The 12,562-nt window shown below is 69.4% G+C and carries 12 protein-coding genes; 6 read left to right on the top strand and 6 right to left on the bottom strand.

The window, feature by feature from the left end; genetic code table 11:
* Nucleotides 1–219: 219 nt before the first annotated feature.
* From ACLJRM_RS07105 to ACLJRM_RS07090, 4 genes are all read right to left on the bottom strand, one after another.
* Nucleotides 220–1,335 (bottom strand): serine hydrolase domain-containing protein, encoded by a 1,116-nt coding sequence (locus ACLJRM_RS07105; RefSeq protein WP_410662605.1) that lies wholly within the window; start codon nt 1,333–1,335, stop codon nt 220–222.
* 78 nt (nt 1,336–1,413) lie between these two features.
* Nucleotides 1,414–2,799: an alkaline phosphatase gene (gene phoA / locus ACLJRM_RS07100; RefSeq protein WP_101606749.1), complete on the bottom strand. Its 1,386-nt coding sequence runs from the start codon at nt 2,797–2,799 to the stop codon at nt 1,414–1,416.
* A gap of 105 nt (nt 2,800–2,904) precedes the next feature.
* Nucleotides 2,905–3,564, bottom strand: a complete 660-nt coding sequence (locus ACLJRM_RS07095) for a response regulator (RefSeq protein WP_410605700.1) — start codon at nt 3,562–3,564, stop codon at nt 2,905–2,907.
* Complete coding sequence (locus ACLJRM_RS07090; RefSeq protein ID WP_410662604.1) at nt 3,561–4,796, bottom strand: sensor histidine kinase; 1,236 nt, start codon at nt 4,794–4,796, stop codon at nt 3,561–3,563. Before ACLJRM_RS07090 ends, ACLJRM_RS07095 begins: the two co-directional genes overlap by 4 nt.
* Nucleotides 4,797–4,942: 146 nt before the next feature.
* Here ACLJRM_RS07090 and rpe point away from each other — a divergent pair, with 146 nt between their 5' ends.
* The 5 genes from rpe (at nt 4,943) to ACLJRM_RS07065 (ending at nt 8,639) form a co-directional block, all read left to right on the top strand.
* The gene (gene rpe / locus ACLJRM_RS07085) at nt 4,943–5,611 is read left to right on the top strand and encodes a ribulose-phosphate 3-epimerase (protein WP_101606752.1); all 669 of its coding nucleotides are present in this window, start codon (nt 4,943–4,945) and stop codon (nt 5,609–5,611) included.
* 112 nt (nt 5,612–5,723) lie between these two features.
* Complete coding sequence (locus ACLJRM_RS07080; RefSeq protein ID WP_101606753.1) at nt 5,724–6,347, top strand: riboflavin synthase; 624 nt, start codon at nt 5,724–5,726, stop codon at nt 6,345–6,347.
* 53 nt (nt 6,348–6,400) lie between these two features.
* Complete coding sequence (locus ACLJRM_RS07075; RefSeq protein ID WP_174720533.1) at nt 6,401–7,675, top strand: bifunctional 3,4-dihydroxy-2-butanone-4-phosphate synthase/GTP cyclohydrolase II; 1,275 nt, start codon at nt 6,401–6,403, stop codon at nt 7,673–7,675.
* Entirely contained in the window at nt 7,672–8,178 is a 507-nt protein-coding gene (gene ribH, locus ACLJRM_RS07070) for a 6,7-dimethyl-8-ribityllumazine synthase (protein WP_101606755.1), read from the top strand. The genes ACLJRM_RS07075 and ribH overlap by 4 nt, the downstream gene beginning before the upstream one ends.
* A 17-nt stretch (nt 8,179–8,195) precedes the next feature.
* Nucleotides 8,196–8,639 (top strand): PH domain-containing protein, encoded by a 444-nt coding sequence (locus ACLJRM_RS07065; protein ID WP_410662603.1) that lies wholly within the window; start codon nt 8,196–8,198, stop codon nt 8,637–8,639.
* Between the two features lie 88 nt (nt 8,640–8,727).
* On the opposite strand, the gene ACLJRM_RS07060 is transcribed toward ACLJRM_RS07065, so the two are convergent.
* Together ACLJRM_RS07060 and ACLJRM_RS07055 are read right to left on the bottom strand one after the other, a co-directional pair.
* Complete coding sequence (locus ACLJRM_RS07060) at nt 8,728–9,507, bottom strand: exodeoxyribonuclease III (RefSeq protein WP_410605703.1); 780 nt, start codon at nt 9,505–9,507, stop codon at nt 8,728–8,730.
* A gap of 94 nt (nt 9,508–9,601) precedes the next feature.
* Complete coding sequence (locus ACLJRM_RS07055; protein WP_101606756.1) at nt 9,602–10,339, bottom strand: S1 family peptidase; 738 nt, start codon at nt 10,337–10,339, stop codon at nt 9,602–9,604.
* Nucleotides 10,340–10,588: 249 nt separating this feature from the next.
* On the opposite strand from ACLJRM_RS07055, the gene uvrC reads away from it, so the two are divergent.
* Nucleotides 10,589–12,541 carry an excinuclease ABC subunit UvrC gene (gene uvrC / locus ACLJRM_RS07050; RefSeq protein WP_101606757.1) on the top strand — a complete coding sequence of 651 codons (1,953 nt, stop codon included), beginning with the start codon at nt 10,589–10,591 and terminating at the stop codon, nt 12,539–12,541.
* The last annotated feature ends 21 nt before the right edge of the window (nt 12,542–12,562 follow it).

The following is a 12,562-nucleotide window of genomic DNA, read 5'->3' as shown; positions in this document are numbered from 1 at the left end:
GACACCTCGCGCTCGCCCACGTGACGTACGAGGTGACCACTGGCGGCCTTGAGACCGGCAGGCGCTGTTCAAGGACTTGCCACCCGACAGGGCACGTTGCGAAAGCCACTTTCGCAACCTTCAACGTTGCGAAAGTGGCTTTCGCAACACCTGTCTTGAGGTTGGAAGCCAAAGGGCGGCACCTTACGGCTCACGACCGCTTGGGAAGGTCCGCTTCTCTTAGCGAGCGCAGAACGCCGTGTCCAGCGCCTTGACGAGATGCGCGGACGCCCCGTCCGGCAGCGGGTCCATGTTGGCGACGACGTTCACTCGCTTCCCGTGCGGAACCGCCCCCGAGATGTTCGCGAAGCCGCGGAGATTCCCGCCGTGGCCCCAGAAAGTACCGCCACAGGACAGCGGGACCGACGCGATCCCGAGTCCGTACGCGGCGCCGGGGATGCCCAGGTTCGCGGGGACGGTCCGCTGCAGCTCCGCCTGCTGTGCCCGGGGCAGAAGACGGCCATCGGTGAGTGCGCCGTAGAAACGGTTCAGGTCTTCACCGGTCGAAACGATCCCGCCGGAAGCCCCGGCGAGCGACGGGTCCATTTCGGTGTAGTCGACGAGACCGGGCGCGTAGCCCCTGGCGTGCGGCGTCGGCAGGCGCTCGTCGCCCCGCGGCGGCAGATAGGTGTCGCGCAGGCCGAGCGGCTTGGCGATCCTGCTCCGGATCTCCGCGGAAACCGAACGGCCGCTGAGCTTTTCGATGAGCATCCCGGCGATGACGTAGTTCGTGTTGGAGTACGCCCACTTCGTGCCGGGGTCGAAGTCCGGCGGATGCGCGAGGCCGACCGCCAGCAGTTCTTCGGGTTCGGCGCCGCGATGACGCCATTCGTCGACGTCGAGGTCGCGCACGTAGTTGTAGAGCCCGCTGGTGTGCTGGAGCAGCTGCCGGACGGTGATCTTGGTGCCGTCGTTGCCGTTCCCGCGCACGAGACCGGGCAGATACCGGTCGATCGGCGTGTCCAGCCGGACCTTTCCTTCGGCCACCAGTTGCAGCATCACGACGGCGACGAACGTCTTGGTGACACTGGCCGCCCGGAACTTCGCGTCGCGGGGGAACGGTGTCCGGGTTTCGACGTTCCCGACGCCTTCGCGCTCCGACCACGTCCGCCCGGACGCGCTCGTCACCGTCGCCTGCGCGCCCGGGACCCCGTCTTGCACCAGCGTCTTCAGTGCCTTGTCGACTTCGTCGTGCGGTCCTGTCACGGCGAGCGCCGGGGCGGCGGTGGTGGTGGCCAGCAGTGCGATCAGCGAGCCGATGGCGACGATCTTCTTACCTGGCAAGGTTTTCCGCATGATTCAAAGTTAAGGAGGCCGCGATCTGGCGGCCATGGGGCAGGCCCCCACCCCTCAACGGGGGCCTGCCCCACCTCGTCAGCGGAGGCGCAGAGCGCGCTTCAGGGTGCCGAAGAGGTCGGTCTGGTTGGTCAGGCCGACGATGTTCGCCGCCTGCGGTCCGTAGCCCGCGACGCGGATCTGCGTGCCGGTGTGGTCCTGCGACGAACCCGGCATCCCGGTGCCGTAGTTGATCGTCATGTTCGCGCCCTCGTTGGTGACGAGGGTGGCGGTCTGGCCGGGGCTGACCGTGCCGTTGCCGATGATCTGGCTGGTGTGGCCGTGGTCGCCGGTGACGATCACCAGGGTGTCGGGGTTGCTGCGGGCGTAGGCGAGCCCGGCCGCGACGGCCTGGTCGAAGTCGATCGTCTCACCGATCTGGCCGCACGGGTCGGCGGCGTGGTCCTGTTTGTCGATGCTCGCGCCCTCGACCTGGAGGAAGAAACCCTTGTCCTTGCGGCGGTCGTCGAGCAGCGAGATCGCCTTGCGGGTCTGGTCGGCCAGCTTCGGCTGCGTCTTGGGCAGCGCCGGGTTCGGGGTGCAGCGGGTCGGCGGGGTGCCGCCCTGCTTGGCGGCCGGGCCGGTCCAGTTGACCGGCAGGTTGCCGGAGGCGAACAGGCCGAGCAGCGGCTTGCCGGGCTTGGCCGCGGCGAGGTCGGCCGCGGTGTTCACCACCTGGTAGCCCGACGACTTCGCCTGGTCCAGCACGGTCTTGCCGGCGAACTTCCCGGCCTTCACCTGCTGGTCGAAGTACTTCGCGCCGCCGCCGAGCAGGACGTCCGGCTTGGTCTGGACCAGCTGCTCGGCGATGGACCCGGCGCCGCCGTTCTCCTTGGCGTTGGCCGCGCACTTCTTGCTGGTCTCGTCGGGGCCCTTGCAGTCGCGGTTGACGACGTGCGCGCCGAGCACCGCTGGGGTGGCGTCCTGGACCTCGGCCGTGGTGACGTCGCCGGTGCGCAGCCCCGAACGCTTGGCGATCTCGAGGATCGACGGGACCGCGTTGCCGTACGGGTCCACGGAAATCGCGCCGTTGTAGGTCTTCACGCCGGTAGCCCACCCGGTGCCGGAGGCGGCCGAGTCGGTCACGTAGTCGGGCTTCGACGGGTTGTTCTTCTCGACCGCGTACGTCGTGTAGTCACCGGTGAGCGGCAGTTCGTCCATCGCGAGCCGCCCGGCCGCGCCGCGTTCGTAGTTGCGCGCCGAGGTGATCTCGGACTGGCCCATGCCGTCGCCGATGAACAGGATGACGTTGCGGGCGCTGCCGCCCTTGATCGCGGCACGCACGTCCTGGGTGCGGTCGCCCTGCGCGGCCGCGAGGCGGGCGTCGTCGCCGGCGGCGAGCGCGGCGGGCGCCAGCGCGATCAGCGTGACGCCGAGCGCCCCGCCCGCGAGCCATTTGCGCCGTCCGGTGAACAGCGAAGCCATCGAAAATCTCCTTGGGATTACTGGATCAGGGCAGTCCCATTAGTCACCGCGCATGTGTGCGGCCGGGGATTTCCGGGTGAACACGGGAAGAACAGCGGCCGTCCGCTAGCGCAGGCTGTGACCCGGTGCGACGATGCCTGTCTCGTAAGCGAACACGACCGCCTGGCTGCGGTTGGCGGCGCCCAGTTTGCCGAAGATGTTGCCCACGTGGGTTTTGACGGTTTCGAGGCTGATGACCAGATCGGCCGCTATGTCCACATTGGACATCCCGGTGGCGATGAGGCGCAGCACCTCGGTCTCCCGTTTCGTCAGCGAAGACGGACGGGGCGCGAGGCCCGACGCCGCCGGGCGCGCGGTGACCAGCCGCCGGATCGCGTCGGGGAACAGCAGCGTCTCCCCGGCGGCGATGGTCCGGATGGCGTGCGCGAACTCCTCCTTGCGCGCCCGCTTCAGCAGGAACCCGCTCGCGCCCGCCAGCAGCGCGTCGTAGATGTAGTCGTCGTTGTCGAACGTGGTGATCACGAGGACCTTCGGCGGTTCGGGTACTTCGGCCAGCACCCGCCGGGTCGCCTCGATCCCGTCGACGCCGGGCATGCGGACGTCCATCAGGATCACCTCGGGATGCGTCCGCCGCACCAGGTCGACCACCTCGCCGCCGTCGCCCGCCTCGCCGACCACGGTCAGATCGGGCTGGTTGTCCAGCAGCGAGCGCAATCCGGCGCGCAGCAACGGTTCGTCGTCGACGATCAGGACCCGCAGTGTCATGAGCGCGACCGTAGCGGGATCGTGGTGACCAGGCGCCACAGCGGTTCCCCGTCGATGGCGGGCCCCGCGACGAGTTCGCCGCGCAGCGCCTCGACGCGTTCGGTGAGCCCCGGCAGCCCGTTGCCGCCGCGGCCGGACACGACCGCCTGCTCCATGAGCGGGTTCACGATCTCGATCCGCAGCGCGTCGGCGAGGACCGCGACCCGCACGGTCACCGGGCCGGGGTGGGCGTGGCGCAACGCGTTCGTCAGTCCTTCTTGGACGATCCGGTACGCCTCCCGCGAAAGCGTCGCGGGCAGTTCGGCGGCGGGGCCGGTCAGCTCGTAGTCGATCACCGCTCCGCCGGATCGAGCCCGCTCGGCCAGTGTCGCGACCTCGATGAGGCGTCGTTCGGGTTCGCGGGACGACCGGTCGTCGCGCAGCAGGCCGAGCACGTGGTCGAGGTCTTCGAGCGCCGCCCGTGACGACTCCTCGATGGTGCCCAAGGCCTTGCGCACCAGCTGCGGTTCGGAATCGACCAGTTCGGCGGCCGCGGCGGCCTGGATGGTCGACGTCGTCAGCGTGTGGCCGATGGAGTCGTGCAGCTCGCGGGCCAGCCGGTTGCGCTGCTCGAAGTGGTTCGCCCGGACCTCGGCCGCGGCGACGCGCTCGGCGGCCGACGGTCCCAGCAGCGCGACCGCGCTGTACTGGAAGAGCTTGGTGAAACCGGCGAGGACGTACGCGATCACCACGAGCGTGAAGAACGCGATCGGCAGCGTCCACGCTCCGGCGACGCCGGGCTCGATCGTCACCTGCTCGCCGAAGATCGCGATGGGACTGCCGCCGCCTCCCGCCCACACCAGGGCCAGGACGACACCCAGGAACAGGAAGCAGCCGAGGCCGAACAGCACCCAGCCGAGCACGGTGTGCACGAGCAGCCAGCCCGCCGAGCGCCAGCGCTCCGCCCAGGCGACCTTCGTGTTCGGCAGGGGCGAGGCGATCCGGGTGCCCAGCATCTGGTTGGAGAACCAGATGCCGACCCGCCGCATCGGTCCCGGCAGCCCGGCGAGCGCGACCAGCAGGCCCATCGCGAGCATGCCGTAGACCATCTTCGCCGTCGTGTCGCCCGGGGTGAGGATGGCGGGGACGATCGCGATCGGGAACGGGATCGCCGTGATCGCCATGCCGAGGAGTCCGAACGGCACGCTCCGGTAGCTGCCGATCCGCACCAGGGGTTTCAAGGGGTTGACCATGACGGGAACGCTATTCGGCGCCGCGTGCGCGCACCTCCCACTGCGGTGCCATTTCACGTCATCCTCAAGTCCTCCGACGGCGGTCACAGCCGGTTAGCGGGCGTTAGCGGCGTCCTCCTACACTCGGGCGCGTGGCTCACCGACCTTTGATCGCACCCAGCATCCTCTCCGCGGACTTCGCCCGGCTCGGCGACGAGATCCGCGCCGTCGCGGGGGAGGGGGACACCCGCGCGGACTGGGTCCACGTCGACGTCATGGACGCGCACTTCGTGCCGAACCTGACCCTCGGCCTGCCCGTCGTGCAGTCGCTGATCAAGGCCACCGACGTCCCGATCGACTGCCACCTGATGATCGAGAACCCCGACAAGTGGGCCATCGGGTACGCCGAGGCGGGCGCCTACAACGTCACCGTGCACGTCGAGGCCGCGCACGACCCGATCGCGCTCGCGAAGAACCTCCGCGCCGCCGGGGCGAAGGCCGGCCTGTCGATCAAGCCGAACACCCCCATCGAGGACCACCTCGACACCCTCAAGCACTACGACACGCTGCTGGTGATGTCGGTCGAGCCCGGCTTCGGCGGGCAGTCGTTCATCGAGAGCGTCCTGGACAAGGTGCGCACCGCGCGGCGCCTGGTCGACACCGGTCACCTCAAGCTCGTCGTCGAGATCGACGGCGGGATCAACGCCGACACGATCGAGCAGGCCGCCGAGGCCGGTGTGGACTGCTTCGTCGCCGGTTCCGCCGTCTACGGCGCCGAAGACCCTGGTAAGGCTGTCGCGGCGCTGCGCGAGCAGGCGGCCCGCGTCCGCGGCTGATCCCGCCTCTTGATCCGCCATCGGGTCAGGAGAAGGAATCGGCCCGAGTGGGTGTTGGATGGGGGGAGCACCGTTTCCAGCGACGGTGCGACGCAGGAGGAGGGCAGCAGGAGTGTTCACCGGCATTGTCGAGGAGCTCGGCGAGGTCACCGCGGTCGAGCAGGTCCCGAACGCCGCGCGGCTGACCGTACGGGGGCCGCTGGTGACCAGCGACGCCGGTCACGGCGACTCCATCGCGGTGAGTGGCGTGTGCCTCACCGTGGTCGCGGTGGCGGGCGGTGAGTTTACCGTCGATGTCGTGCACGAGACCCTGCAGCGCTCCAGCCTCGCGAAGGTGAACGTCGGCGACGTCGTCAACCTGGAACGCGCGACGCCGGCGGGCGGCAGGCTCGGCGGGCACATCATGCAGGGCCATGTGGACGGAACCGGCGTCTTCCTCAAGCGGGACGAGCAGGGACTCACCTCGTTCGCCCTGCCGGGCAGACTGGCCAGGTACGTGGTCGAGAAGGGATCGATCGCGGTCGACGGCATCTCCCTCACGGTCGCCGCGGTGACCGACGAGGAGTTCTCCGTCGCCCTGATCCCGACCACGCTCGAACTGACCACCCTCGGCCGGAATCAGCCGGGTGACCTGGTGAATCTCGAGGTCGACGTGGTCGCCAAGTACGTCGAAAAGCTGGCCATGCCGCACCTGCGCACGCAGGGGGACAATGGCGGTACGGAGGAGCGGGCGTGAGCGAGACGAGTGCGATTCCGGGGTCGGCTGATCTGACCCCCTGTGGAGGCGGGGTGGCCGTGAACGCCGATGCCATCGAGGCGGCGATCGCCGACATCAAGGCGGGCCGTCCGGTCGTCGTGGTGGACGACGAGGACCGCGAGAACGAAGGCGACCTGATCTTCGCCGCGGAGAAGGCCACGCCGGAGCTGATGGCCTTCATGGTGCGCTACACCTCGGGGTACGTCTGCGTGGCGCTGACCGAGGCCGAGGCGGACAGGCTCGACCTGCCGCCGATGTACCACACGAACCAGGACCAGCGCGGCACCGCGTACAGCGTCACGGTCGACGCCGCCGAGGGCATCACCACCGGCATCTCCGCGGCCGACCGCTCGCACACCGTCCGCCTGCTCGCCGACCCGGCGTCCACGGCGTCGGACTTCCGGCGTCCCGGTCACGTGGTCCCGCTGCGCGCCAAGCAGGGCGGCGTCCTGCGGCGGCCCGGGCACACCGAAGCCTCCGTCGACCTGGCCCGCCTCGCCGGGCTTTCGCCGTCCGGCGTGCTCTGCGAGATCGTGTCGCAGAAGGACGAGGGCGACATGGCCCGCCGCGACGAACTCGAGGTCTTCGCCGCGGACCACGACCTCAAGATGATCACCATCGCCGACCTGATCGCGTACCGGCGGCGCACCGAGAAGCAGGTCGAGCGGGTCGCCGAGGCGCGGATCCCGCTGGCGGCGGGCACGTTCCGCGCGGTCGGGTACGACAGCCTGCTCGACGGCATCGAGCACATCGCGTTCGTCTACGGCGAGATCGCCGACGGCGAGGACATCCTGGTCCGCGTGCACTCCGAATGCCTCACCGGCGACGTCTTCGGCTCGCTGCGCTGCGACTGCGGCCCGCAGCTGGAGGCGGCTTTGGAGGCCGTCGCCAAGGAAGGCCGCGGCGTCGTGCTCTACATCCGCGGTCACGAGGGCCGCGGCATCGGGCTGCTGCACAAACTGCAGGCCTACCAGCTGCAGGACGCCGGCGCGGACACCGTCGACGCGAACCTGCAGCTCGGCGTCCCCGCCGACGCGCGTGACTACGGCACCGGCGCGCAGATCCTGTGCGACCTCGGCGTCCGCTCGATGCGACTGCTGACGAACAACCCGGCCAAGCGCGTCGGGCTCGAGGGGTACGGCCTGCGGGTCAGCGGCCGGGTGTCGCTGCCGATCTCGCCGAACCCGGAGAACCTGCGCTACCTCAAGACCAAGCGGGACCGGATGGGGCACGACCTGTCCCAGCTGGAGCACTACGACCAGGTCGGCGCCGAGGTCGACCAGGGCAACGGAGGTGGCACGCGGTGAGCGGCGAAGGCCGTCCGGACGTCGAACTCGACCTGTCCGACTGTAAGAACATCCGGCTCGGGATCGTGGCCACGCGCTGGCACACGAAGATCACGAGTGCCCTGCTGGACCGCGCCCTCGAGGCGGCCAAGGCGGCCGACCTGGAGGAAGAGCCGACCGTCGTCCGCGTCGCGGGCGCCGTAGAACTTCCCGTCGCCGCCCAGGCACTCGCCCGCACCCACGACGCCGTCGTCGCGCTGGGCGTGGTCGTCCGGGGCGGGACGCCGCACTTCGAGTACGTCTGCGACGCGGTCACCGCGGGCCTGACCAGGGTGGCGCTCGACGAGAGCACCCCGGTCGGCAACGGCGTGCTCACCTGCGACACCGAACAGCAGGCCCTCGACCGGTCCGGCCTGCCCGGCTCCGTCGAGGACAAGGGCTACGAAGCGACCGTCGCCGCACTGGACGCCGCGCACGCCCTGCGGAACCTGCGCCAGCCGTGGACCGAGCGGGGCTTCGTGTGAGCGTCGAGGCGGATGTGATGACAGAGTCCGAGGTCGTGGTGGTGCGGCCCCGCCGCGCCATGGTGATGTGCTCGGTGCTGGCGGTGATCCTGCTGGCGACGTTCGTGATCGTCGCGGTCCTGCTGCGCGGCTCGGACACCGGCGTGATCTTCCAGCCGTCCGACCAAGCGGCGATGATCGGCATCGGTGTCCTGCTCGCTGCGGGCACGATGCTGTTCGCGACCGCGCGCGTGAAGGCCGACGCCGACGGCATCGAGGTCCGGAACGTGCTGATGACCAAGAAGTTCGCGTGGAGCGAAGTGCTTTCGGTGAGCTTCCCCGACGGCGCTTCGTGGGCGCGGCTGGAACTTCCGGACGACGAGTACTACTCGGTCATGGCCGTGCAGGCGGTGGACCGGGACCGCGCGGTGGCCGCGGTGCGGGCGCTGCGGCGGCTGCACAAGGCGGCGTGGAACGGCTGACGCCTTTCCCGCCTTCTCCGGCGTGCTATGAAAGGCCCGTTACTTGCAAATTTTGCAAGTAACGGGCCTTTCATAGCGTTCGGGACCTTCAAAGCGCGAAATCCACCACGACCGGAGCGTGATCCGAGGGACCCTTCCCCTTCCGCGCGTCACGGTCCACATAGGAATCCGTCACCCCGCCCGCGATCCGGCTGTCGGCGTACACGAGGTCGATCCGCATTCCCTTGTTGTTCGGGAAGTTCCCGGCCCGGTAGTCCCAGTACGTGAACGGGTGGTCGTACTTCAGCGGCCGCGGGAACACGTCGGACAACCCGAGGTCCCGCAGCGCCGCGAGCGCCTTCCGCTCCGGTTCGGTCACGTGCGTCGATTCGGCGAACACGCCGATGTCCCAGACGTCCGCGTCGGCGGGCGCGATGTTGAAGTCGCCGAGCACCGCGAACGGCAGCCCGCGCGACTGCTCCTCGCGCACCGTCGCCTCCAGCGCCGAGAGCCAGGCGAGTTTGTAGTCGTAGTGCGGGTTCTCGAGGTCGCGCCCGTTGGGCACGTACACCGACCACAGCCGCACCCCGCCGCAGGTGGCGCCGATGGCGCGCGCGTCGGTCTTGTCCTCGAAGGTGGGCTCGCCGGTCAGCCCGCGTGTGACGTCCTCCAGCCCGACGCGGGACACGATGGCGACGCCGTTCCAGCGTCCGATGCCGTACGCGGCCGTCTCGTAGCCCGCCTCCCGCACGGCGTCGAACGGGAAGGCGTCCGTGCCGCTCTTGAGTTCCTGCAGGCACAGGACGTCCGGTTGTACCGAGCCGAGCCACTCCAGCACCCTCGGCAGCCGGGGCCCGATCGAGTTCACGTTCCAGGTCGCGATCCGCATGCCCGCGAGCGTCCCACACACCACCGACACGTCTACGCGAAAGGGCCCCTCCGAGACGGGTCGCGTCTCGGAGGGGCCCCACCGGGGTGTGAGGTCAGACCCCGGCGGTCGTGCGGATCCAGGAGCGGGCCGAAGCGACGCTGCCGTAGTTGTTGGTGCCGCGGGTGTTCGAGCCGCTCTGGTTCTGCACGGTCGAAGCGACGCCGACCTGGACACCGTTGGAGACCTGGGGGCCGCCCGAGTCGCCCTTCCACGCCGAACCGTTGATGCCGACGCTCTGGATGGCCGGGCCGCCGTAGGCGTCGGACGAGCTGCCGCTGACGCGGACGTTGGCCACCTTCAGCGCCGAGGCGGGCGGGCCGGTCGGGGTCTCACGGCCCCAGCCGTACAGCTGGTTGGTCGACCCGACCGACGGGTTCGAGCTGGCCAGGGTGATCGGCGTGACACCGGCGTCCGAGGCCAGGTGAAGCAGCGAGATGTCGGAACCCGCGGGCGAGGACACCTTGCGGTCGACGGCGATCACGCGGCCGCCCTGCAGGGCGTTGCTGCCGACGCGGACACGCATGCCGCTGCCGTCGGAGTCGAGGCAGTGCTTGGCGGTCAGCACCCAGCGCTGGGCGATGACACTGCCGGAGCAGTTGAACCCGTCCCACTGACGGCCCGGGGTGTTGACGTAGACCTGGGCGCCCCAGCTCACGGTGGGGGCGGTGCCGCCGCCCACGATGTTGGGCTGGACACCGGTGGGGGTGCCCGCGGAGGCGACCGCGCCCGCGGTCATGGTGAGGGCTGCGGCGGCGAGGGTGGCGGCGCCCAGCGTACGAAGACGGCTCACGGTGCAGGAGTCCTTTCGAGCGTCATCTGACGAAGAACCGAGTGAAGTGGAACTGGGACGGAAAGTAATCACCCTGTTCACCCGCTAGGAACCAACGAACGTCGGTTCCGGCCGAATACCCGACTTAGGTCGGTATGGGTGGCGAAAGACTTACCGGATCGTGGGAACGGCCACTCGAAGGGTTGACCGGAGCCGGTCTAAGGGCGGGGGCCCGTAAGACTGTCGGTGCTGCCCCATAGGCTTGACGATGTGGCTGACCCGACCACCTACCGTCCCTCGCCGGGGAGCATCCCGGACGCCCCTGGCGTGTACAAATTTCGTGACGCCACGAAGAGGGTCATCTACGTCGGCAAGGCGAAAAGCCTCCGCAGCAGGCTGAACTCCTATTTCGCCGACATCACGGGCTTGCACCCGCGCACGCGCCAGATGGTGACGACGGCGGCGAGCGTCGAGTGGACCGTGGTCGGCACCGAGGTCGAGGCGCTCCAGCTCGAGTACAACTGGATCAAGGAGTTCGACCCGCGGTTCAACGTCCGTTATCGCGACGACAAGAGCTATCCGATGCTCGCCGTCACGATGAACGAGGAGTACCCGCGCCTGCACGTCTATCGCGGCGCGCGCAAGAAGGGCGTGCGGTACTTCGGGCCGTACGCGCACGCCTGGGCCATCCGCGAAACGCTCGACCTGCTGCTCCGCGTCTTCCCGGCGCGCACCTGCTCGGCCGGGGTCTTCAAACGGCACGGCCAGATCGGCAGGCCCTGCCTGCTCGGCTACATCGGCAAATGTTCCGCGCCCTGCGTCGGCAAGGTCTCCGCCGACGAGCACCGCGGCATCGTCGAGGACTTCTGCGACTTCCTCGCCGGCCGCACCGACGCGCTGATCCGCCGCCTGGAACAGGAAATGGCGGCCGCGTCCGAGGAACTCGAGTTCGAGCGCGCCGCCCGGCTGCGCGACGACCTCGGCGCGCTCCGGCGGGCGATGGAGAAGCAGGCGGTGGTGCTCGGCGACGGCACGGACGCCGACGTCGTCGCCTTCGCCCACGACGAACTCGAAGCCGCGGTCCAGGTCTTCCACGTGCGCGGCGGCCGGGTCCGCGGCCAGCGCGGCTGGGTGATCGACAAGGCCGAGGAAATGGACGTCAAGGACCTCGTCGACCACTTCCTCACGCAGTTCTACGGCGAAGAGGCCGAACGCGCGGACGACCCCGAACTCGGATCGCCGGTGCCGCGCGAGGTGCTCGTCCCCGAACTGCCCGCCGACGCGGAAGCGCTCGGCGAGTGGCTTTCCGGGCTGCGCGGTTCGCGGGTGAGCCTGAGGGTGCCGCAGCGCGGCGACAAACGCGCGCTCGCGGAGACGGTGACGCGCAACGCCGGCGAGGCCTTCACCCAGCACAAACTGCGCCGCGCCGGTGACCTCACCGCGCGGTCGGCCGCGCTCGCGGAACTGCAGGACTACCTGGCGCTGGAAACCGCGCCGCTGCGCATCGAATGCGTCGACATCAGCCATATCCAGGGCAGTGACGTGGTCGCGTCGCTCGTGGTGTTCGAGGACGGCATCCCGCGCAAGTCCGAGTACCGGCGCTTCGCCCTGCGCGAAGCAGCGGAGGAAGGCGACGTCGCGTCGATCGCCGAGGTCGTCCGCCGCCGTTTTTCCCGTTATCTCAAGGAAAACGCCGAAGCGGTCGACCCGGATCGTCCGGGCATCGACCCGGAGACCGGTAAGCCGCGCAAGTTCGCCTACGCGCCGAACCTGCTCGTCGTCGACGGCGCGGGCCCGCAGGCCACCGCGGCCGCGGACGTCCTCTCCGAACTGGGCGTCACCGATGTCGCCGTGGTCGGCCTGGCGAAGCGGCTGGAAGAAGTGTGGCTGCCGGGCGATCCCGATCCGGTGATCCTGCCGCGCACCTCGGACGCGCTGTATCTGCTGCAACGGCTGCGCGACGAGGCGCACCGATTCGCCATTCGTTACCACCGGGAGAAGCGGTCCAAGCGGATGCAGGTGTCCGCATTGGACGGTGTGCCGGGACTGGGGCAAGCTCGTCGTACCGCGCTGATCAAGCATTTCGGCTCGGTGAAGAAACTCCGCGAAGCAAGACTCGAGGAGATCGAGGCGGTGCCCGGCTTCGGCAGGCGCACCGCCGAAGCGGTCGTCGCGGCGCTGGCAGGGGAGCCGGTGCAGACGGCGGGGGAGTCCAGTACGTGATCGGGGAAAGGACCATCGTGA

It is taken from the genome of Amycolatopsis sp. lyj-84 (assembly GCF_046549075.1).
GTDB lineage: Bacteria > Actinomycetota > Actinomycetes > Mycobacteriales > Pseudonocardiaceae > Amycolatopsis.
Note: the sequence above shows the minus strand (reverse complement) of the source record. Positions and strands in the feature narration are given on the sequence as shown.